This is a genomic window from Achromobacter sp. E1 (assembly GCF_037039475.1).
Lineage (GTDB): Bacteria > Pseudomonadota > Gammaproteobacteria > Burkholderiales > Burkholderiaceae_B > Achromobacter > Achromobacter mucicolens.
Map to the genome: position 1 here is coordinate 3,230,265 of NZ_CP146253.1, position 21,511 is coordinate 3,251,775.

The window sequence follows — 21,511 nt, forward strand, 5'->3', positions numbered from 1 at the left end:
ATACGCGCAAACCCTTCTTGAATATCGGCGTCAATAACGCTAATCATTATTATTAATATAGAATCTCGGCTGTCCGCTATCCCCTTGCCTGGCAGCCCTGATGTCCCTGCGCTTCCTTGCGGGCCCCACCCCCTCACGCAAACGCCTGATCCTGATCGCGGCCGCCCTGGCGCTGGCCCTGCTGATTGGTGTGGCGCTTTGGCTGGCGGGCAATAAAGGTCCGGCCGCTCCGCCTCCCCCGAACTACGGGAAGCTTCCCGTCGCGGTGAGCGTCGCCGCTGCGCGCGTCGGTCCGCTGCAGCGAGACCTGCACGCGCTGGGCACCATCACGCCGCTGGCGCAGGTGACCGTGCGCAGCCAGGTCGATGGCGAACTGGTCAAGCTGCACTACCGGGAAGGCCAGGCCGTCACGCAAGGCCAGTTGCTGGCCGAGATCGATCCGCGCCCCTTTGTGGCCGCGCTGGCGCTGGCCGAAGGCGAACTGGCGCAGACACAGGCGCTGCTGGACAACGCCGAAGCAGACCTGCGGCGCTATCGCAGGCTGGCGCGGCAGGAGGCGGTGGCGGGCCAGCAGCTCGATACCGCCGAGGCCCAGGTGCGGGCCTACGCCGCGCGGCGTCAACGAAACCTGGCGCAAGTCGCGGATGCCCAGCGCCTGCTCGGTCACACGCGCATCGTGGCGCCGCATGCCGGCCGGGTGGGATTGCGGCGCGTCGACGCCGGCAACCACGTACGCGCGACGGACGCGGAGGGCTTGACCACCGTGGTTCAGATGGCCCCCATCTCGGCCCTTTTCAGCATCCCGGAAACGCGCCTGGCTCTTATGCGGCAGGCGCAGGCGAAGACCGCCGTGCTGCGCGTGCAGGCCTGGGATGCCGACGATCGCCGCTTGCTTGCCGAAGGCACGCTTGAGGCGCTGGACAACCGCATCCAGGCCGCCAGCGGCACGGTGCGGCTGCGCGCCCGTTTCGACAATGCCGACGAATCGCTGTTTCCCAATCAATTCGTGAACATCCGGCTGGCCGTGGTGCAGGAAGATGACGTGGTGACCATTCCGGCCGCGGCCGTGCAATACGGCTCGCAAGGCGCGTTCGTGTTCGTCATCGGCGACGACAACCGCGCCACCCGCCGGGTGCTGACGCTGGGCCCCGCCAACGCCGGCCGCATCGTGGTGCTGACGGGCCTGGCCGCGAACGAGCGCGTGGTCGTCGAAGGCGTGGACCGCCTGCACGACGGACGCGACGTGCAGATCGTTGACCCGCCCGGCCACGACGAGGAGTCCGCATGAGCCTGTCACGTCCATTCATCCTGCGTCCGGTCGCGACGTCTTTCCTGATGATTGCCCTGCTGCTGTCGGGCATCCTGGCCTGGCGCATGCTGCCCGTGGCCGCGTTGCCGCAGGTGGACTACCCGATCATCCAGGTGACCACGCAATATCCGGGCGCCAGCCCCAATGTGACGGCGCGCGCGGTCACCGCGCCGCTGGAGCGGCGCTTTGGGCAGATACCGGGACTGAAGCAGATGTCGTCCACCAGCGGCAGCGGCATCTCGGTCATCACGTTGCAGTTCGCCCTGGACGTCCCGCTGGGCGTGGCCGAACAGGAAGTGCAGGCAGCCATCAGCGCCAGCGATTCGCTGCTGCCGGGCGATCTGCCCACTCCGCCCGTGTACCGCAAGGTCAACCCCGCCGACGTGCCGATCCTGACGCTGGCCGTCACGTCGAATTCGCTGCCCCTGCCCAAGGTCTACGATCTGGTGGACACGCGCATGACGCAGCGGCTGTCGCAGTTGTCGGGCGTGGGCATGGTCAGCCTGGCCGGCGGACAGCGCCCCGCCGTGCGCGTGCAGGTCAATCCGATGGCGCTGGCCGCGCGCGGCCTGAAGCTGTCGGACGTGCAGGAGGCGATCGCCAAGGCCAATTCCAATCAGCCCAAGGGCAGCTTCGACGGCCCCGTGCGGTCCGTCATCATGGACGCCAATGATCAGCTGCAGAGCGCGCAGGAGTACCGCGACCTGATCGTCGCCTGGAAGAACGGCGCGCCGGTGCGGCTGGGCCAGATCGCGACGGTGGAGGACGGCGCCGAGGACCGCTACCTGGCGGCGTGGGTCGACAGGCAGCCCGCCGTGCTGGTGAACATCCAGCGCCAGCCCGGCGCCAACGTCATAGCCGTGGCCGACCAGGTCAAGGCATTGCTGCCCCAATTGACCGCCAGCCTGCCCGCCGCCGTGGAGGTGCGCATCCTGACCGACCGCACCGAAAGCATCCGCGCGTCCGTGCGCGGCGTGCAGTGGGAACTGGGGTTCGCGGTGGGGCTGGTGGTGCTGGTGACGTTCCTCTTTCTGCGCAACCTGCCCGCCACGCTGATCCCCAGCCTGGCCGTGCCGCTGTCGCTGATCGGGACCTTTGGCTTCATGTATCTGGCCGGCTTTTCCACCAACAACCTCACGCTGATGGCATTGACGATCGGCGCGGGCTTCGTGGTGGACGACGCCATCGTCATGCTGGAGAACATCGCACGCTACCGGGAACAGGGGCACAGCCCGATGGCGGCCGCGTTGAAGGGCGCCGGGCAAATCGGCTTCACGCTCGTTTCGCTGACGCTGTCGCTGATCGCGGTGCTGATCCCGCTGCTGTTCATGGAAGACGTGGTGGGCCGGCTGTTCCGCGAATTTGCCATCACGCTGGCCGTTGCCATCCTGATATCGCTGGCCGTATCGCTGACCCTCACGCCCATGATGTGCGCCCGGCTGCTGCCGCCGCACGCGCCGTCCAAGCCTGGACTGCTGGATCGCCTGCAGGCGCGCTATGCAGGCTGGCTGGACGTGACGCTGCGTCATCAGCGGCTGACGCTGCTGGCGATGCTGGCGACCGTGGCGCTCACCGGGCTCTTGTATTTCGCGGTGCCGAAGGGTTTCTTCCCGGCGCAGGACGGCGGGGTGCTGCAAGGCGTGACGCAGTCGTCGCAAAGCACCTCGTTCGACGCCATGTCGCGCCGCCAGCAGGCGGTGGCGGAAAGCCTGCTGGCGGACCCCGACGTCGCCACGCTGTCCTCGTTCATCGGCATCGACGGCATGAACGCCACGCTGAACACGGGGCGGCTTCTGATCAACCTGAAACCCTGGAACGAGCGCACAGCCCCGCTGGCCGACATCATGGCGCGGCTGGACGCGCGGGCCCGCGAGGTGCACGGCATCTCGCTCTATCTGCAGCCTGTGCAGGAATTGAACATCGAGGATCGCGTCAGCCGAGGCCAGTATCAGTTCAGCCTGACCTCGCCGGATAGCGCGCTGCTGTCGCGCTGGACCCGCGCCCTCATGGAGCGCCTGGCGCAAGCGCCCGAACTGGCCGACGTCTCGTCCGACCTGCAAGGCGACGGCCGCCAGGCCTATCTGGAGGTCTCGCGCGACGCCGCCGCGCGTCTGGGCCTCACGATGGACGATGTGGCGCAAGCCTTGTACAACGCATTCGGCCAGCGTCAGGTCGCCACGCTCTTTACGCAGTCGAACCAATATCGCGTCGTGCTGGAAGTTGACCGCAAGATGGCGGCCAGCCCCGAAGCGCTGGAACGCATCCATCTGCAAACGGACACCGGCCAGCCCATCCCCTTGTCAGCGCTCGCCACCGTCAGCGAGCGCGCCGTCCCGCTGGCGGTCAATCACCTGTCGCAGTTCCCCGCAGTGAACCTGTCCTTCAACCTGCCGCCCGGCGGATCCCTGGGACAGGCCATCGCCGCCATCGAGTCGGCGCGCCAGGAGATCGGCATGCCCGAGAGCGTCGAGCTCCGGCTGCAGGGCGCGGCGTCCGCCTTTGAGGCGTCGCTGTCGAACACGTTTTGGCTGATGCTGGCCGCGGTGGTGACCATGTACCTGGTGCTGGGCATGCTGTACGAAAGCGCCATCCACCCGGTCACCATCCTGTCCACCCTGCCCTCGGCCACCGTGGGTGCGCTGCTGGCGCTGCTGTTGACCGGCCGGCCGCTGGACCTGATCGCGGTCATCGGCATCATTCTCTTGATCGGATTGGTCAAGAAGAACGGCATCATGATGGTCGACTTTGCGCTGGAGGCCGAGCGCACGCGCGGCGTGGCGCCGCAGGCCGCCATCCGCGAGGCCGCGCTGCTGCGCCTGCGTCCCATCCTGATGACGACGTTGGCCGCGCTGTTTGGCGCGCTGCCGCTGATGCTGGCGACGGGTTCGGGCGCTGAATTGCGCCAGCCGCTGGGCTGGGTCATGGTTGGCGGACTGCTGGTCAGCCAGGTGCTGACGCTGTTCACCACGCCCGCCGTCTACCTGTTCTTTCACCGTCTGGGCCACCGGCGCGCTCAAGCCGCACCGGCGCCCAACGCCGAAGGCCCGGTGAAATGATCCGCGCGTTGCTGCACCGTCCGGTCGCCTGCATTTTCCTGGCGCTGGCGCTGACGCTGCTGGGTGCCGTGGCATGGCGGCTCTTGCCGGTGGCGCCGCTGCCGCAGGTCGATTTTCCGACCATCGAAGTGCGAGCCGACCTGCCCGGCGCCAGTCCCGAAAGCATGGCCAGCACGGTCGCGGCGCCGCTGGAGCGGGCGCTCGGCAGCATCGCCGGCGTCAGTTCCATGAGCTCGTCCAGCAATCAGGGCGCAACGCGCGTTCAACTGCAGTTCGACCTGGACCGCGACATCGACGAGGCCGCGCGCGACGTGCAGGCCGCAATCAACGCCGCGCGGGCCGAACTGCCCTCGGGCATGCCGGGCAATCCCAGCTACCGCAAGGTCAATCCGTCGCAGGCGCCCATCATGGCGCTGGCCCTCAGTTCCGCCACCCGGCCCGCGGGCCAGCTCTACGACCTGGGTTCCACCGTGCTGGCGCAAAAGCTATCGCAGATCAGCGGCGTGGGCGAAGTCACGATGGGCGGCAGCTCGCTGCCCGCCGTGCGGGTCCAGGTGAACCCCAACGCGCTGGCGCACTACGGCGTGGCCCTGGACGACGTGCGCGAGGCCATCTCCAACGCGGCGCCGATGGGTCCGCAAGGCCAGCTAGATTCAGCCGCGCGGCGCTGGGAAGTCGGCGCCCCCGAGCAGCCGCGCCGCGCCCAGGACTACGACAGCCTGATCGTGCGCTACCAGGACGGCGCGGTGATCCGGCTGTCGCAGGTGGCTCGCGTCAGCGATTCGGTCGAGAACCGCTACAGCAGCGGCTTTCACAACCGCAATCCGGCCGTGGTGCTGACCATCAGCCGGCAGCCCGGCTCCAACATCATCGAAACCATCGACGCCATCAACCAGGCGCTGCCGGGCCTGCGCCAGCTGATGCCCGCCGACGTGGACCTGACGGTGGCGCTGGACCGCTCGCCCGGCATCAAGGCGACGCTGCGCGAAGCCCACATCACCCTGGCGCTGGCAGCCGGGCTGGTCATCCTGGTGGTGTGGCTGTTCCTGGGCAACGCGCGCGCCGCCGCGATTCCCAGCGTGGCCATTCCCGTCTGCCTGATCGCCACCTTTGCCGTCATGTACGCGTGGGGCTTTTCACTGAACAACCTGTCGCTGATGGCGCTGATCGTGGCGGCCGGCCTGGTCGTGGACGACGCCATCGTCGTGCTGGAGAACATTTCGCGCCACCTGGAGCGCGGGCTGACGCCGGTCAAGGCCGCCCTGCGTGGGGTGCGGGAAGTGGGATTCACCTTGGTGGCGATGACGGTCGCGCTGAGCGTGGTCTTCGTGTCGATCCTCTTCATGGGCGGGCTGGTGGAACGGCTGTTCCGCGAGTTCTCGATCACGCTGGTGGCCGCAACGGTGATTTCGCTGGTTGTCTCGGTGGCCATCATTCCGGCGCTATGCGCGCGGTGGCTGCGGCCCGTCAGCTCCGCCGCGGCCAAGCCGTCGCGCATGCAGGCCGTGTTTGCCCGCCTGCACGACTGGTATGGCGTGTCGCTGGCGCGCGTACTTGGCCATGCACGCCTGACATTGCTGCTGCTGGCCGGCGTCGTGGGGCTGAACGTCTACCTGTACGTGCAGGCGCCGAAGGGCTTTTTGCCCGTGCAGGACACCGGCCAGCTCATGGGCTTCGTACGGGGCGACGACGGGTTTTCGTTCCAGGTGATGCAACCCAAGATCGACCAATACCGGCAACTGGTCCTGAAGCACCCCGCCGTCGAGGACGTCATCGGCTACAACGGCGGCGGCCTGGGCATCAGCAATTCGCTGTTCCTCATCCGCTTGAAGCCTGCCGCCGAACGCAACGAGTCCTCGACCGAAGTCATCAACTGGATGCGCACCCACGCCCCGGCGGTGCCGGGCGGCATGTTCTTTCTGAACGTGGACCAGGACCTGCGCATGCCCGGCGGCTTCGGCAATTCCGGCGACCACGAGCTGGCCATCATGGCCAGCGACGTGCCCGCGCTGCGCGAATGGTCGCGCAAGATTTCCAAGGCCATGCAAGAGATCCCCGAGCTGCGCGACGTCGACGCCCAGGGCGACGGCGCCACGCAGCAGGTGGTGATCGACATCGACCGCAGCGCGGCGCAGCGGCTGGGCGTGGACATGGAGACCATCAGCAGCGTGCTGAGCAATTCGTTCAGCCAGCGCCAGGTCGCCACGCTGTACGACGCCATGAACCAGTACCGCGTCGTGCTGGAACTGGACCCCCGCTACACCGAAGACCCCGAGGTCCTGGAGCGGGTGCACGTGGTGGCCGCTGACGGCAACCGCGTGCCGCTGACCGCGTTCGCCACCTACGACAATGGCCTGGTCAACGACCGCGTCTTTCACGACGGGCTGTTCGCCGCCGTGTGGGTCGGGTTCTCGCTGGCGCCCGGTGTATCGCTGGAACAAGGCCTGGCCGCCATCGACGCGGCCACGGCAAAGCTGATGGTGCCTTCGCACATCCAGACCCGGCTGGGCGGCGATGCGCGCAACTTCCAGCAGAGCCTGCAGGACCAGCCCTGGCTGATCCTGGGCGTCTTGGTCGCCATCTATCTGGTGCTGGGCATCCTGTACGAAAGCCCGCTGCATCCGCTGACGATCCTGTCCACGCTGCCTTCGGCGGGCGTCGGCGCCCTGCTGGCGCTGCGGCTGGCGGGCATCGAGTTCACCCTCATTGCGCTGCTGGGGCTGTTCCTTCTGGTGGGCATTGTCATGAAGAACGCCATCCTGATGATCGACTTTGCCCTCAGCCTGGAGCGGCGCGAAAACCTGACGCCCGAACAGGCCATCCACCGCGCCGCCATGCTGCGCTTGCGGCCCATCGTCATGACCAATCTGGCGGGCCTGCTGGGCGCCCTGCCCCTGGTGCTGGGCATGGGCGAAGGGTCGGAACTGCGCCGCCCGCTCGGCGTGGCGATCGTCGGCGGACTGATGATCAGCCAGTTCCTGACGCTGTACACCACCCCGATCGTCTATCTGGCGCTGGAACGCCTGCGCCGTCTGGCCTGGCGAAAGCGCCGCACGGCCTGACCGCGCATCCTGCGGGCCCGCCATCTTCCCGCTAGCCGGAAAAGCTTCCCGGAGTCCGCATGAGCCTGTTGAACACGGTCTCGCTGTAGGCGCATTCCTGGATCACGCGTCGCCCTTGTCCGCATCCGGCGCGCGGGGCGTGGCGGTGAGCCGTTGCGCCATGAACTCCAGGAACTCCTTGGCCAGGGGCGGCAAGGTGCGCCCCTGCAGCGTCACCGCCTGAATGCTGCGCTGGCGCATCTCGGGGTTGCTGAACGGCACCGCGGCCAGCGCTGCCCCCTGCGGGTCGCCCATCAGCGTCAGGTAGCCCGTCAGCGCCACGATGCGGCTGCCCGGCAGCATGGGCAGGAAGGCCGCCGAATTGTTCGATACGTAGGCCGGCTCGATGTGCAGCCCGGCGTTGGCGCACGCGCTATCGAATAACTGCCGGACGGTCGTGCCGGTATCGCCCACCGACACCGGCACCTCCGCCAGGTCGCGAAGGCTGACCGTGCGGCGGCTGGCAAGCGGATGCCGCCGGCACATCACCGCGTACACCGGGGCCCGGGTCAGCAGCTCGGTCTTGAGCCGATCGTCCTGCGCCACCGTGTAGTGCAGCGCGATCTGAGACAGTCCCTCCAGAATCCGGCGAATCACCTCTTCCGGCCGATCCACCTGCAGATGAAAGCGCGCCTCGGGCCGCATCTGTTTGAAGTCGGCCATGCACATCGGCATGAAACGGTGCGCGAAGCCCTCGCTGCAGGCCAGCCGGATGGTGACGTCGCCCAGCGCACTGCGCCGCCGGATCTCGGTGGTGACGCGTTCGGCCTCCAGGGCGGCGGCCCGGGCGTAGGCGGCCAGTTGCAAGCCTGCCTCGCTGAGCTCCATGCCGCGCGCCTGACGCTCGAACAGCACGATGCCCAAGCTGTCCTCCAGCTTGGCGATCTGCCGGCTCACGGCGGAGGCCGCTACGTGCAGCGCCGCCGCCGCGCCCGCGATGGATCCGCAGCGCGCGACTTCCAGGAAATATCTGAGGCCTAGTGAAATCATGTCGGGCTCCCGAAGACATGCCATTTAAGCAACGCAAAAGTGCGAAATATCTAATTGTGGCACGTTAAGAAGCGCAATAAATTTGTGCTTCCAACCCGCACCGAGAACCGCCATGACCCGCGAACAAGCCATTCTCCACGCCGTACAAGCGTATGACAGCGGCGTCCTTCTGGACACCCTGGCGCGCCGGGTCGCATTTGCGACCGAAAGCGAAGTGCCCACGCAGGCCGCGGCGCAGCATGCCTACCTGAAGGACGAACTGGTTCCGCGCCTGTCGGCGCTGGGCTTTTCCTGTGAGGTGCACGCGAATCCGGCCGGGGTGGACCTGCCGATCCTGGTCGCGCGCCGCATCGAAGCGGCCGAATTGCCCACGGTCCTCATGTACGGCCACGGCGACGTGGTGCGGGGCAACGCTGCCAAATGGGAATCCGGCCGCGACCCCTGGCAGCTCAAGGTCGAAGGCGACCGCTGGTACGGGCGCGGCACGGCCGACAACAAGGGTCAGCATTCGATCAACCTTGAAGCGCTGTCCCGCGTCATTGATGCGCGCGGCGAGGCGCTCGGTTTCAATACCATCTGGCTCATCGAAACCGGCGAGGAAGCCGGCTCGCCGGGCCTGTCCGACTTCTGCAAGACGCACCGCAATCTCCTGGCCGCCGACGTCTTCATCGCCAGCGACGGACCGCGCCTGAACGCCGCCCGGCCCACGCTGTTCATGGGCTCGCGCGGGGCGATCAATTTCGAACTCAGGGTGCGGTCACGGGACCGCGGCTACCACTCCGGCAACTGGGGCGGACTGCTCGCCAATCCGGCCATCCGCCTGTCGCACGCCATCAGCTCGCTCGTGGACGCCAACGGCCGCATCGCCGTCCCCGGGCTGCGTCCCCCGCCCATCCCCGCTGCGGTCGCCCAGGCCCTGGCCGACCTTGAAGTCGGCGGCGGGCAAGACGATCCGGCCATCAACGCGTGGTGGGGCGAACCCGGCCTGACATCGCCTGAAAAGGTGTTCGGCTGGAACAGCCTGGACGTGCTGACCTTCGGCGCGGGCGACCCGGCCAAGCCCGTGAACGCCATCCCCCCCGAAGCCGTGGCCTGGTGCCAGTTGCGATTCGTGGTGGGCACCGACTGGCGCGGCCTGCAGGATCACGTGGTCGATCATCTGCGCCAGCGCGGCTTTGACGACGTGGACGTGCGCATCGGCATGCAGGCCGGGGCAACGCGCCTGTCGCCAGACACCCCGTGGGTACGCTGGGCCGCCGCCTCGCTGGAACACACCACCGGCAAGCGCCCGGCGCTCCTGCCCAACCTGGGCGGCTCCCTGCCCAACGACATCTTTGCCGACCAGCTTGGCCTGCCCACCCTGTGGGTCCCGCATTCCTACCCCGCCTGCGCGCAGCACGCGCCCAACGAGCATCTGCTGGGCAGCGTCGCCCGCGAAGGCCTGGCCATCATGGCCGGCCTGTTCTGGGACCTGGGATCCCAGGGCGCCGACGTCCTCGAACAAGCCTGCGCCCAATCGTCCACTTACGCCTGACAAGACCGAGCCCCGCCATGACCGCCAGATTTCGCACCGCCCTGTTGGCGTTGACCCTTGCCGCCACCGCCTCCCACGCCCAAGACGCCCACGCGGCCTATCCGGACCAGGCCATCAAGATCGTTGTCCCCTTCACACCCGGCGGCGCCACCGATGCGGTGGCGCGCCTGCTTGCCACCAAGCTGTCGGGAAAGTTCGGCCAGCCCGTCATCGTTGAAAACCGCCCCGGCGCCTCGACGCTCATCGGCGCCGAAGCGGTCGCCCGCGCCAAGCCGGACGGCTACACGTTGATGCTGTCGGGCAGCACAACCTACAGCGTCCTGCCGGCACTCAAGCCCGCATTGCCCTACGATCCCGTGCGCAGCTTCGAGCACGTGGGCATCGTCGCGATGGCCCCTGTCGTGCTGCTGGCGCAGAATTCGCTGCCCGCGGCCACGCCTCACGAGGCGGCCGAACTCGCGCGCCAGCAGACCGCCAAGGGCGGCCTGATGTACGGCACGTTCGGACCCGGATCCGCCCCCCACCTGACCGGCGAGATGTTTGCCCAGGCAGCCGGCGCCAAAATGGTGCCGGTGCCCTACAAGGGAAGCGCGCAGCTCATCACCGCGCTGATCGGCGGCGAGATCGCCCTGGCCGTAGACACGGTGTCGGCGTCGGCGGCCCAGGCGCGCGCGGGCAAGGTCCGTGCGCTGGCCGTTACCGGCGATCAGCGCATGCCGCAATTGCCGGACGTGCCGACCTTCGCGGAAGCCGGCATGGCGGATGTGTCGTTCGTGGGCTGGTACGGCCTGGTCGCGCCGGCCCAGACGCCATCCACCGTCATGCACACGCTGAACCGGGCCATGACGGAAATCATGCACGACGAACAAGTGCGCAAGAGCGTATCGGACCTGTCGCTCAATCCCGTCTTCCTGCCCGGCCAGGCCTTCAGGGACCAGATCACGATCGAGATCGCCAGATTCAGCGCCGTCGCCCAGCGCGCAGGCATTACGCTTGAGTGACCGCAACACGGGACGCCCACCGGCGTCCCGCCTGCTTTGCGTGCCACGTCATCAATCCGGCACCATGCTGCTGATCTTGGAACCTTCCAGGCCCATCCCCGCCATCAGGCCCTGCTCGCCAAACGGCACCGCGTACACGTCCTGCGTCAGGGTCGTGGTCGAGATGCTGGCAGCGTAGCCCTGGTCGACCACGACCAGGCTCGGGCCCGCGCCCAGCGCCCAGCCGTCGCTCTGGTTCAGATACGCCAGCGCGGGCTCGTTCATGAAGAACAGCGCGTACGAGAACTGTTGCGCCCCCGCCTGCAGTCCGAACGACAGCGCCGAGATCGAATAAAAGCCCTCGACCTGACCGCGCCGGATCAAGGCGCCCGAGCCGCGCTCGCCCCCCACCAGGAAACCGCCCTTGATGATGTTGGGAAACACCAGCACCGCAACGGCCTTGTCGCCCAGTTGGCGGATGCGGGGGTCCTGCGTATAAAGCTGCTCCAGCGCCGCCGTTGCGTCGGCGCTTATCTCCGCCGCCGACGCCGCCCACGCGGACGGCGCGACGCTGATCAGGGCGGAAAAAGACAAAAGGCTGGCACAAAGCCAGCCAACGAATTTCACAGGCAACACGGACGCTCGGTTCATACGGCCTCCCCGGTTAGACAGGGCGAGCGCCCGATGCGCTCGCCCGACCTGCCGGCTCAGTATTCGAGAGGCGTCCCGCGGGTGTCAATGGTCCTTGCTTACCCGTGCTGCCGCGCCCCTCATACCTTGGGCGGCGTCGTCTCCCGTTCCGGATGGCGATGTTTGCCCAAGGCGGCAATGAACGCTTGCGGATCCTCGCCGCCCAGCAGCAGTCCGCCATCGTTCGGATCGGGGTCGATGCCCGCCGCGGCGTACACCTGAACGCCGTCGCCGACACCCATCAGCGTCTTGCCGTGGCGATAGGCGTCGCGCAGGAACTCCAGCGCCCGTCCGTCAGCCGCCAGGCGTTGCACGGCGCCGGCGCCACCGACAACCACCGCGCCGTCAAACACCACGGACGGATGGTTGTCCAGCGACGCATCCGCATCGAACGCGCCGCCCTCGCCCGTCTGCATCGGACCAATGCGCTGGCCCACCAGCCGCACGACGGCGCCTGCCTGCATGAGCGCGTCGGCCACGGCGGACAGCGCCTTGCCGTCGACGCCTTCCGCCGCCAGGATGGCGACCTTGCGCGTCGCCACGCCGCCGTCGCCAGGGCGGGCGGTCAGCGACAGCGAGGGCGACACCTGCACTTCGGGCTTGGGCGGATTCTTCGTCGCGCGCGGCAACGGATCCGGCAAGGGCATGCCGATTTCATCGGCCACGCCCTGCGCCAGTTCGTCCGACACATTGCGCAGGGAAGCGACCATGCGCTCACGGATCTGCGGCACGGTCACCTTGCTGAGCTCGAACGCGAAGGCGTCGATGATGTGCTTGCGTTCCCAGGCGGTCTGGCTGTCGTAGAACAGCGTGGCCTGGTTGTAGTGCTCGGCGAACTTTTCCGGATGTCCGCGCAGTTCGTCGCTTGTCACCGGCTCCGGAAACGACACGAACCCGTCCATTCCCGCCTGGAACGGACAGCCACCGGCAAGGGAATTGGGCTCATAGGACACGCGGCCGCGATGAATGGTCTGGCGATGCATGCCGTCGCGCTGGTTGTTGTGCACCGGCGCCAGCGGCGCGTTGATGGGGATCTCGTGGAAGTTCGGGCCGCCCAGGCGCGAGATCTGCGTGTCGACGTAGGAATGGATGCGGCCAGCCAGCAGCGGGTCATTCGTGAAGTCCACGCCGGGCACCACGTGCGCGGCGCAGAAGGCCACCTGCTCGGTCTCGGCAAAGAAGTTGTCGGGGTTGCGATCCAGCACCATGCGGCCGATGGGCACGACCGGCACCAGTTCCTCGGGCACGATCTTGGTGGCGTCCAGCACGTCGAAGCTGAAGCCTTCGGCCTGGTCTTCCGTGAAGACCTGCACGCCCAGCTCCCATTGCGGACCATGACCTGCGTCGATGGCCTCCCAGAGGTCGCGGCGGTGATAGTCAGGGTCTGCGCCCGACACCTTGACCGCCTCGTTCCACACTTGCGAATGCGTCCCCAGGATGGGATTCCAGTGGAATTTCACCAGGCGCGATTCACCCTGCGCGTTGACGAACCGGAACGTGTGCACGCCAAAGCCCTGCATCATGCGGTAGCTGCGCGGGATCGCGCGGTCCGACATCACCCACATCAGCATGTGGGTGGACTCGGGCATGAGCGACACGAAGTCCCAGAAGGTATCGTGCGCGGACGCGGCCTGTGGCATGCCATGGTGCGGCTCGGGCTTGACCGCGTGGACCAGGTCCGGGAATTTCATCGCATCCTGGATGAAGAACACCGGCATGTTGTTGCCCACCAGGTCCCAGTTGCCCTCGTCGGTATAGAACTTGACGGCAAAGCCGCGCACGTCGCGCGCCGTGTCTTTGGAGCCACGCTCGCCCGCCACCGTCGAAAAGCGCACGAACACCGGCGTGCGCTTGCCGGCCTCGGCAAACAGCGACGCGGCGGTCAGGTCGGTCAGCGGCTTGTAGCACTCGAAGTAGCCGTGCGCCGCAGAGCCGCGGGCGTGCACGATGCGCTCGGGAATCCGCTCATGGTCGAAGTGCGTGATCTTCTCGCGAAGGATGAAATCCTTCAGCAGCGCCGGCCCGCGCAGGCCAGCCTTCAGCGAATGCTGGTTGTCGCTGACGCGCACGCCCTGGTTGGTGGTCAGTTCCTGGCCGCCGCCGTCCGCGCGCACGCGCGGCAGTTGCCCGTCGACACGATTCACGCCCGGGGTCGCGGCGTCGCCGGTCTTGTCCGACACTTCCTTTTCGGACAGCGAGCTTGCGCCGACGGCGGGGTCCACGGCGCCCACGTGCGCGCCGGCATACGGGCAACGCGCGGCCTGCTCGCCGTACTCGGCTTCCTTGTTGGTGTTATGGGGCATGGCGCCCACGGTGGCGCCCACCGCTGCCGCGCGCTTGAGCGCGGGGTGGCTCGGCTTGCCGGCCGGTCCGCTAGCGGGACCGCTGTCGGTGTTCATGTAGGCGGTATCCAGTGCACCGCCCTGGCCGGCCTTGGCTGGCTTTTTGCTTGCCATGAGTCTTTCTCCTTAATGGGTCAGCATCGAGTCGCGCGCCTGTTCGGCGCGGGAGGCGCCAATGGCGGTCTCGACCTTCTTCACTTCTTCGGGCGGCGGCAGCACGGCGGGGAAGCCGAGCGACTCGATCCACAGTTCGCGCGACCAGCCCTGCGTGTGATAAAGGTGGTGGTCCTCGTCGGTCGCCACCGCGTCGTAGGCTTGCTTGAGGATCTTGGCCTGCTCGCCCGGCTGCTGCTCGGCAATCAACCCGATCAGCGACCAATTGGCGTGATCCTTGGTTTCGGCCAGCACCACGCATTCGGTGGCTACGAGCTGCGCAGCTTCGGGATCGCCGGCCGAAATGGCCATCTTCATGGCCTTCACCAACGATTCGCCCAAGTGCCGCACCACGTCGCGGCCCGGCGACTTGGCCTGCGGGTCGAGCTTCAGTTGCTCGAAGACGGTCAGCAGCACGCGGCGATGCGTGCGCGTTTCTTCCAGATAGCCCAGCCATTCCTTCTTCAGGTCTTCATTGATGGCACACGACACCGCGGTCTCGTAGATGGCGAGGCCGCCAATTTCGGTTTCCAGGGCCTGGTACAGCAGTTCCTTGATCTGATCGGCGTTTCCGGCTTTGCGCTTCATGGTTGGGCTCCTTGTGGTAGGTCATCAACGATCCGCACGCGGCGATCGTTCCGGATGGAGGCGCAACCCAGCAATTGCCGTTCCTGCAATGGAAAAGCGCCTGCAGACGTCGCGCAGACGGGCCTTGCGGGGCATCGCGGGGGCCGGCCGATCGGCACACGTTCCGCATCGCTCGGAAGAAAATACAAAGCCCCGCGCGCAGGACGGGCCGCCGATTCCCGTAGAATCAGGGTCGTTACCCATCAAAGCGCTAGCGCGCCGCGCCCTCACACAGGGTCGGCAACTTGCGAAAGACGTGCAGCCGCATGACCCTGAATGACCTCTGCGCCATCGCGATGGCCTTGCTGCTGACTTACGCCGGCATGGCTTGCCTGGCCCTGGCCACCCCCCGCCACTACCACCAGGTCTGGACGCGCAATCCCCGCGCGGCCCACACGCGCGTGCTGCGCGGCGCTGGCGCACTGCTGATGGGACTGGCGATCCTGCCTTGCGTCGGACTCTGGGGCGATGCGCTGGGCATGATGGTCTGGCTGGGCTGGCTCTGCGCGGGCGCGCTGCTGTGGTTTGGCAAACTGTCCTGGACGCCACGGCCTGCCGCAGGCGCCGCCGCCCTGGCGGTGGCGATATCCCTGGTGGGTGTCGGCATCGGGTTTTGACGGCGTTTTACTGAGCACCTGGCCGCGGCCCATCGCCGCATTGCGCAATTTCGCAGACCATTTTGCCTGTTTGACGCCGGTCAACCTGCGCCCAGATGCCGACCGTTCAGCACCATATGTGGTGGTAGAGTTTTCGAACTCCACTACATATGGTGCCAACAATGGAAATCCAACACATCCTCAAGCGCGACGGCCGCGTCGTTGCATTCGATAGCGAGAAGATCGCGCAAGCCATGGCGGCAGCGGGCCAAAGCACCGGGGAGTTGGACCTGCAAGGCGCACGCGCCCTGACCGGCACCGTCATCGCAAAGCTGGACGGCAATGTCTGCCCCGGCGTCGAAACCATCCAGAACCGCGTCGAGCAAGCCCTGGTCCAGGCGGGCCACTGGCGCACGGCGCGCGCCTACATCGTCCACCGCGAGCAGCACGCCCGCCTGCGTTCCCTGCGCCACACGCTGGTCGACGTGGAAAGCGCCATGGAAGAGTATCTGGAACAGCGCGACTGGCGCGTGAATGCCAACGCCAACCAGGGATACAGCCTGGGCGGCCTGATCCTGAACGTGGCCGGCAAGGTCACCGCCAACTACTGGCTGTCCAACGTCTTCACGCCCGAAGCCGGCCACGCCCACCGCGAAGGCGACATCCACATCCACGACCTGGACATGCTCAGCGGTTACTGCGCCGGCTGGTCGCTGCGCCAGTTGCTGACCGAAGGCTTCAACGGCATCCCGGGCAAGGTCGAATCCACGCCTCCGAAGCATATGTCGGCCGCCATCGGCCAGATCGTCAACTTCCTGGGCACGCTGCAGAACGAATGGGCCGGCGCGCAGGCATTCAGTTCGTTCGACACCTACATGGCGCCCTTCATCCGCCGCGACGCGATGACCTACGCGGACGTCAAGCAATCCATCCAGGAACTGATCTTCAACCTGAACGTGCCCAGCCGCTGGGGCACACAGACGCCCTTCACCAACCTGACCTTCGACTGGACCTGCCCGGCCGACCTGAAGGACCAGATTCCGTACGTTGGCGGCGAGGAAATGCCGTTCTCCTACGGCGACCTGCAAGCCGAAATGGACATGATCAACCGCGCCTACATCGAGGTCATGATGGCCGGCGACGCGAAGGGCCGCGTGTTCACGTTCCCCATCCCCACCTACAACATCACGCCGGATTTCGACTGGGACCACCCGAACACCGAGCGCCTCTTTGAAATGACGGCGCGCTATGGGCTGCCCTACTTCCAGAACTTCCTGAATTCCGACCTCGAGCCGCACATGGTGCGCTCGATGTGCTGCCGCCTGCAGCTCGATCTGCGCGAACTCTTGAAGCGCGGCAACGGGCTCTTCGGCTCGGCCGAGCAGACCGGGTCGGTCGGCGTGGTGACCGTGAACTGCGCCCGCCTGGGCCATACGTGCCGCGGCGACGAGGCTCGGCTCATGGAACGCCTGGACTATCTGCTGGCGCTGGGCCGAGATGTCCTGGAAACCAAGCGCAAGGTGGTGCAGCGCTATATCGACCAGGGGCTCTACCCCTACACCCGCCGCTACCTGGGCACGCTGCGCAACCACTTCAGCACGCTGGGCGTGAACGGCATCAACGAGATGATCCGCAACTTCACCGACGACGCCGAAGACGTGACCACGCCCGCCGGCCACGCCTTTGCCGTGCGCCTGCTGGATCGCGTGCGCCAGCGCATGACCGAATTCCAGGAAGAGACCGGCCATCTCTACAACCTGGAAGCCACGCCCGCCGAAGGCACCACATACCGCTTTGCCCGCGAAGACCGCAAGCGTTATCCCGGCATCCTGCAAGCGGGCACGGACGCCCAGCCTTACTACACCAACTCCAGCCAGTTGCCGGTGGGCTACACGGACGATCCCTTCCACGCGCTGGAACTGCAGGAAACGCTGCAAAGCAAGTACACGGGCGGCACGGTGCTGCACCTGTACATGAACGAAGCCGTGTCCACCGCCGAGGCCTGCAAACAGCTCGTGCGCCGCGCGCTCAGCAATTTCCGCCTGCCCTACATCACCGTCACGCCCACGTTCTCGATCTGCCCGAATCACGGTTATCTGGCCGGGCACCACGAGTTCTGCCCCAAGTGCGACGCGGAGCTGCTGGCCAAGCAATCGGCCTGCTGCACGCCGGCGTAGCGTTTCCGGACCCGGACCGGCGCGTGGCCTCCCGGCGCGCGCGGTCCTTCACCCGCCGGGCATGCGTCCGGCATTCACTCCCGAGGAAATCTCATGCAAACCTTGACCGCCCCCGCCGCCACGTCCGCTCCGGCCGTCCAACTGGACGACAGCCAGCGCGTGCGCTGCGAAGTCTGGACCCGGGTGATGGGCTACCACCGCCCGGTTTCTTCCTTCAACACCGGCAAACAGGGCGAATTCAATGAGCGCCGCTTCTTCGTCGAACGCAGTGCCTGAAGGCGGCTCGCCCGTGGGCGCTTCGCAGGCCGGCGGCGCCGGCCGGCCCGCCAGCCAGGCCGTGCGCCTGCTGACAGACCGGCCAGCCTATGCCTCGCCGCCCCAACCCGTCATCCAGCCCCTGCCCCGGCATTCGCCCGCGGTCGGGGGGCTGGTGCCCTTTTCCACCGTGGACTGGCCGGGCCAGCTGGCGGCGGTCGTCTTCATCTCGGGGTGTCCGTGGCGGTGCCACTATTGCCACAACACCGAGCTGCAGACGCGCGCCGCCCGCTATGACTGGCGTGAAGTCCGTGCCTTCCTTGAAACCCGCAAGGGCCTCCTGGATGCGGTCGTGTTCTCCGGCGGCGAGCCCTTGAGCGAACCGCGCCTGCCCGCCATGATCCGCGACATCAAACGCATGGGCTACCGCGTGGGCCTGCACACCGCAGGCATCTATCCGTTGCGGCTGGCCGACGTGCTGCGCCATCTGGACTGGGTGGGCATGGATATCAAGGCGGACGCCAAGGGGTATGACGACATCACGGGCCGCCGCGACTCGCAGCGCCCGGCGCTCGCGTGCCTGACGCAGTTGCTATCGGCAGGCACGGACTTCGAATGCCGCATCACCTGGCATCCGGACTGGCTGGACGAACCGCGCCTGATGACGCTGGCGCGTGAACTCTCGCGCCGCGGCGTGCGCCAGTTTGCGGTGCAGGCGGCACGCGCCGCGCCCGGCGCCCCGGTCGCGCGCGCGCTCAGCAACCAGGCGCAGGCCGAACTGCGGCAGACCTTCGAGGAATTTGCCTATCGGTGAGCCAGGTGCGCGGCCAGGGTGGCATGAAACCGCGGCGACACCACGGCGCCTACATTGCAGCGGGACCACGGCGAAACCGCCTTGGGGTCCACGCTGAACACGCGGCCCGGCGCCATGATGACCTTTGCGGGCATAAGCGCCTCGGCCAGCGTCAGCGAGTCCGGCACGCCCGGAAACGCCGCCCACAGGTACAGCGAGCTGGTCGGACGCGTAAACACGTGCGCGCCCAGCGCCTCCAGCACCTGCAAGGCCTGTCCGGTCGCGGCCTCCAGCCGTTGCCGCAGCCGCACCAGATGCCGCTCGTAATGGCCCTCGCGCAGCATCACGTCCACCATGCGTTCGCAGTATTCGGAACTGCTGACATGCACCAGCGCTTTCAGGTCGGCCAGATCGCTGGCCAGTGCCGCATTACAGGCGATGAAACCCACGCGCAGCGCCGCCGAGAAAGACTTGGAGAAGCTGCCGATGTACAGCGTGCGCTCAAGCTGATCCAGCGCCGACAGCCGGACCGAGGATGTGGGCTTGAAGTCCGCCAGCGGATCGTTCTCGACCACCATCAGGTTGTAGCGCTCTGCCAACTGCAGGATCTTGTAGGCCTTGGCCGGCGACATGTCCGAGCCTGTCGGGTTGTGCGCGATCGATTGCGTGAAGAAAAGCCGCGGCTTTTCGCGCTGCAGCAATGCTTCCAACGCCACCACGTCCGGCCCGTCGGGCAGGCGCGGCACGCCCACCATCCGCACCCCGGCCAGCTTCAGCTTGCCAAAGAGCGGGTAGTAGCCTGGGTCGTCCACCAGCGCCGTCGACCCCGGCGGCAGGAAGTACCGGATCACCAGGTCCATGGCCTCGTTGGCGCCATGAGTCAGCACCAGTTGCGACGGCGCGGCGTTGATGCCCACATCGCCCAGCTTGCGCACCAGGCTTTCGCGCAGCGGCGCGTAGCCGAAACGGCTGCCATAGCGGAATAACGCGCCAAGCCCCGTGCGCACCACCTTCTGGTGGTAGCGGTCCATGCGCATGTCCGCCAGCCACTCCACCGGCGGAAATCCATCGCCCACGGCAACCGCGTCCGGCTGGGTCTTGAGCTGCTCGCGCATGAGCCACACGATATCCATCGCCCGGCTCAGTTGCCCCGGTTCCTCGTCCGCCGCGGGCCGCGCGTGGTCGACGTCCAACACGTAAAAGCCAGAGCCGCGCCGCGGCTCGACCAGTCCGCGCGCCACCAGCATTTCAAATGCCACGACGACCGTGTTCTTGGCATAGCGATGCAATTGCGCCAGCTCGCGCAAGGACGGCAACTTGTCGCCGGCGCGATAGACGCCGTCTGCGATCTGCTGGCCGATCAGGTTGGCCAGACTTTCGGCGATGGGCGCCGGGCGCTGCGGCCTGCCAGGCGGATTGGCGTCTGCCACGTTGGAATCCCCGCGAATGCGTTGCTGAAAATTGGTGCAGTGCAATGGTACTGTTTGCCCAAACTGTACCTCTGAATAGCGGTACAGTTTACCTAGAATCAGGCCACTCGATTCTTATACGGAGACACGCCATCGTGGCCGATTCACGCCTGCCCAACTTCCGGGCCCTCACGCCCGCCCAACGCCTCGCTGCCATTGCCGACGCCGCCTCGCTTACGGCAGAAGAGCGCCGCCAGCTCGCCGAGCCCGGCGCCCTGGGCCTTGCCCGCGCCGACGGCATGATCGAAAACGTGCTGGGCACTTTCGAGCTGCCGCTGGGCGTGGCTGGCAACTTCCAGGTCAATGGCCGCGACGTGCTGGTGCCGATGGCGGTGGAAGAACCATCCGTCGTGGCTGCCGCTTCGTTCATGGCCAAGCTGGCGCGCGAGTGCGGCGGCTTCGAGACATCCAGCACCCGGCCCCTCATGCGTGCGCAGGTGCAGGTGCTTGGCCTGACCGACCCGCATGGCGCGCGCCTGGCCCTGCTGCGCGAGCGGGAGCGCATCCTGACGCTGGCCAACAGCCGCGACAAGGTGCTGATCGAACTGGGCGGCGGCTGCCAGGACATCGAAGTGCACGTCTTTCCCGACACGCCGCGCGGCCCGATGATCGTGATGCACCTGATCGTCGACGTGCGCGATGCCATGGGCGCCAACACCGTCAACACCATGGCCGAGGCCGTGGCGCCGCTGGTCGAGGAGATCGTCGGCGGGTCGGTGCGGCTGCGCATCCTGTCCAACCTGGCCGACCTGCGGCTGGCCCGCGCCCGCGTGCGTCTGACCCCGCAGACGTTGGACACCAAGGAGCGCAGCGGGGCCCAGATCATCGAAGGCGTGCTGGATGCCTACACGTTCGCCGCAATCGACCCGTACCGCGCCGCCACGCATAACAAGGGCATCATGAACGGCATCGACCCGGTGATCGTGGCCACGGGCAATGACTGGCGCGCGGTCGAGGCCGGCGCGCACGCCTACGCCAGCCGCTCGGGCCGCTACACGTCGCTGACGCACTGGGAAAAGGACACCTCCGGCGCCCTGGTCGGCACCATCGAAATGCCCATGCCCGTGGGCCTGGTCGGCGGCGCCACCAAGACCCATCCGCTGGCGCGCCTAGCGCTGAAGATCATGGACGTGCGCTCGGCGCAGGAGCTGGGCGAAGTCGCCGTCGCGGTCGGCCTGGCGCAGAATCTGGGCGCGCTGCGCGCGCTTGCCACCGAAGGCATCCAGCGCGGCCACATGGCGCTGCATGCCCGCAACATTGCCCTGGTGGCCGGCGCAACCGGCGCGGAGATCGACGAGGTCGCCAAGCGCATGGCGGCGGAAAAGGATGTTCGCACCGATCGCGCGCTGGCGTTGCTGGAGGAACTGCGCGCAGCCCGATAACCCGCAAGGCAGGTATCCGAGACGGCGCCGGCCCCCAACGCGCGCCGTCCGATAAAC

15 protein-coding genes are annotated in these 21,511 nt (G+C 67.2%); 10 read left to right on the forward strand and 5 right to left on the reverse strand.

Features of this window, described 5'->3' with window-relative positions; all coding sequences use genetic code 11:
* Positions 1–100: 100 nt before the first annotated feature.
* From V6V88_RS14925 to V6V88_RS14935, 3 genes are read left to right on the forward strand one after another with little or no spacing between them, the layout of a single operon-like run.
* Positions 101–1,288 carry an efflux RND transporter periplasmic adaptor subunit gene (locus V6V88_RS14925; RefSeq protein ID WP_338615416.1) on the forward strand — a complete coding sequence of 396 codons (1,188 nt, stop codon included), beginning with the start codon at positions 101–103 and terminating at the stop codon, positions 1,286–1,288.
* Positions 1,285–4,365, forward strand: a complete 3,081-nt coding sequence (locus tag V6V88_RS14930) for a multidrug efflux RND transporter permease subunit (RefSeq protein WP_338615417.1) — start codon at positions 1,285–1,287, stop codon at positions 4,363–4,365. The genes V6V88_RS14925 and V6V88_RS14930 overlap by 4 nt, the downstream gene beginning before the upstream one ends.
* Positions 4,362–7,427, forward strand: a complete 3,066-nt coding sequence (locus V6V88_RS14935; RefSeq protein WP_338615418.1) for an efflux RND transporter permease subunit — start codon at positions 4,362–4,364, stop codon at positions 7,425–7,427. The genes V6V88_RS14930 and V6V88_RS14935 overlap by 4 nt, the downstream gene beginning before the upstream one ends.
* Before the next feature lie 102 nt (positions 7,428–7,529).
* Here the strand turns inward: V6V88_RS14935 and V6V88_RS14940 are convergent, their stop codons facing one another.
* Entirely contained in the window at positions 7,530–8,456 is a 927-nt protein-coding gene (locus tag V6V88_RS14940) for a LysR family transcriptional regulator (protein ID WP_223575813.1), read from the reverse strand.
* A 112-nt stretch (positions 8,457–8,568) separates the two neighbouring features.
* Here V6V88_RS14940 and V6V88_RS14945 point away from each other — a divergent pair, with 112 nt between their 5' ends.
* Together V6V88_RS14945 and V6V88_RS14950 are read left to right on the forward strand one after the other, a co-directional pair.
* The gene (locus V6V88_RS14945; protein WP_338615419.1) at positions 8,569–9,990 is read left to right on the forward strand and encodes a M20 family metallopeptidase; all 1,422 of its coding nucleotides are present in this window, start codon (positions 8,569–8,571) and stop codon (positions 9,988–9,990) included.
* 17 nt (positions 9,991–10,007) lie between these two features.
* Positions 10,008–10,991: a tripartite tricarboxylate transporter substrate binding protein gene (locus tag V6V88_RS14950; RefSeq protein WP_338615420.1), complete on the forward strand. Its 984-nt coding sequence runs from the start codon at positions 10,008–10,010 to the stop codon at positions 10,989–10,991.
* 51 nt (positions 10,992–11,042) lie between these two features.
* Here the strand turns inward: V6V88_RS14950 and V6V88_RS14955 are convergent, their stop codons facing one another.
* The 3 genes from V6V88_RS14955 to V6V88_RS14965 form a co-directional block, all read right to left on the reverse strand.
* A complete protein-coding gene (locus V6V88_RS14955) occupies positions 11,043–11,564 on the reverse strand; it encodes a lipid-binding SYLF domain-containing protein (RefSeq protein WP_223575815.1) in 522 nt (173 codons plus the stop codon).
* Between the two features lie 176 nt (positions 11,565–11,740).
* On the reverse strand, positions 11,741–14,116 hold the full coding sequence (locus tag V6V88_RS14960; RefSeq protein WP_338615421.1) for a catalase: 2,376 nt from the start codon (positions 14,114–14,116) through the stop codon (positions 11,741–11,743).
* 12 nt (positions 14,117–14,128) lie between these two features.
* Complete coding sequence (locus V6V88_RS14965; protein WP_062840969.1) at positions 14,129–14,743, reverse strand: hypothetical protein; 615 nt, start codon at positions 14,741–14,743, stop codon at positions 14,129–14,131.
* Positions 14,744–15,048: 305 nt separating this feature from the next.
* Between V6V88_RS14965 and V6V88_RS14970 the strand changes: the two genes are divergently transcribed.
* The 4 genes from V6V88_RS14970 to V6V88_RS14985 all read left to right on the forward strand — a co-directional run bounded on the left by V6V88_RS14970 (position 15,049) and on the right by V6V88_RS14985 (position 18,624).
* Positions 15,049–15,399: a DUF3325 domain-containing protein gene (locus V6V88_RS14970; RefSeq protein WP_056318298.1), complete on the forward strand. Its 351-nt coding sequence runs from the start codon at positions 15,049–15,051 to the stop codon at positions 15,397–15,399.
* Between the two features lie 161 nt (positions 15,400–15,560).
* On the forward strand, positions 15,561–17,555 hold the full coding sequence (locus V6V88_RS14975) for a ribonucleoside triphosphate reductase (RefSeq protein WP_338615422.1): 1,995 nt from the start codon (positions 15,561–15,563) through the stop codon (positions 17,553–17,555).
* 93 nt (positions 17,556–17,648) lie between these two features.
* Positions 17,649–17,831: an anaerobic ribonucleoside-triphosphate reductase gene (nrdD, locus tag V6V88_RS14980; RefSeq protein WP_056318292.1), complete on the forward strand. Its 183-nt coding sequence runs from the start codon at positions 17,649–17,651 to the stop codon at positions 17,829–17,831.
* On the forward strand, positions 17,797–18,624 hold the full coding sequence (locus tag V6V88_RS14985; RefSeq protein WP_062840971.1) for an anaerobic ribonucleoside-triphosphate reductase activating protein: 828 nt from the start codon (positions 17,797–17,799) through the stop codon (positions 18,622–18,624). The genes nrdD and V6V88_RS14985 overlap by 35 nt, the downstream gene beginning before the upstream one ends.
* On the opposite strand, the gene V6V88_RS14990 is transcribed toward V6V88_RS14985, so the two are convergent.
* Complete coding sequence (locus tag V6V88_RS14990; RefSeq protein WP_062841095.1) at positions 18,615–20,033, reverse strand: PLP-dependent aminotransferase family protein; 1,419 nt, start codon at positions 20,031–20,033, stop codon at positions 18,615–18,617. The two genes, V6V88_RS14985 and V6V88_RS14990, sit on opposite strands and share 10 nt — an antisense overlap.
* A gap of 131 nt (positions 20,034–20,164) precedes the next feature.
* On the opposite strand from V6V88_RS14990, the gene V6V88_RS14995 reads away from it, so the two are divergent.
* Positions 20,165–21,454 (forward strand): hydroxymethylglutaryl-CoA reductase, degradative, encoded by a 1,290-nt coding sequence (locus V6V88_RS14995; protein WP_223576509.1) that lies wholly within the window; start codon positions 20,165–20,167, stop codon positions 21,452–21,454.
* The last annotated feature ends 57 nt before the right edge of the window (positions 21,455–21,511 follow it).

Bases quoted from the DNA above. Each gene is read 5' to 3' on its own strand.
- V6V88_RS14975 (WP_338615422.1), top strand. From the start codon at position 15,561: ATGGAAATCCAACACATCCTCAAGCGCGACGGCCGCGTCGTTGCATTC.
- V6V88_RS14985 (WP_062840971.1), top strand. From the start codon at position 17,797: ATGAGCGCCGCTTCTTCGTCGAACGCAGTGCCTGAAGGCGGCTCGCCC.
- V6V88_RS14935 (WP_338615418.1), top strand. From the start codon at position 4,362: ATGATCCGCGCGTTGCTGCACCGTCCGGTCGCCTGCATTTTCCTGGCG.
- V6V88_RS14965 (WP_062840969.1), bottom strand. From the start codon at position 14,743: ATGAAGCGCAAAGCCGGAAACGCCGATCAGATCAAGGAACTGCTGTAC.
- V6V88_RS14970 (WP_056318298.1), top strand. From the start codon at position 15,049: ATGACCCTGAATGACCTCTGCGCCATCGCGATGGCCTTGCTGCTGACT.
- nrdD (WP_056318292.1), top strand. From the start codon at position 17,649: ATGCAAACCTTGACCGCCCCCGCCGCCACGTCCGCTCCGGCCGTCCAA.
- V6V88_RS14945 (WP_338615419.1), top strand. From the start codon at position 8,569: ATGACCCGCGAACAAGCCATTCTCCACGCCGTACAAGCGTATGACAGC.
- V6V88_RS14960 (WP_338615421.1), bottom strand. From the start codon at position 14,116: ATGGCAAGCAAAAAGCCAGCCAAGGCCGGCCAGGGCGGTGCACTGGAT.
- V6V88_RS14950 (WP_338615420.1), top strand. From the start codon at position 10,008: ATGACCGCCAGATTTCGCACCGCCCTGTTGGCGTTGACCCTTGCCGCC.
- V6V88_RS14930 (WP_338615417.1), top strand. From the start codon at position 1,285: ATGAGCCTGTCACGTCCATTCATCCTGCGTCCGGTCGCGACGTCTTTC.
- V6V88_RS14940 (WP_223575813.1), bottom strand. From the start codon at position 8,456: ATGATTTCACTAGGCCTCAGATATTTCCTGGAAGTCGCGCGCTGCGGA.
- V6V88_RS14925 (WP_338615416.1), top strand. From the start codon at position 101: ATGTCCCTGCGCTTCCTTGCGGGCCCCACCCCCTCACGCAAACGCCTG.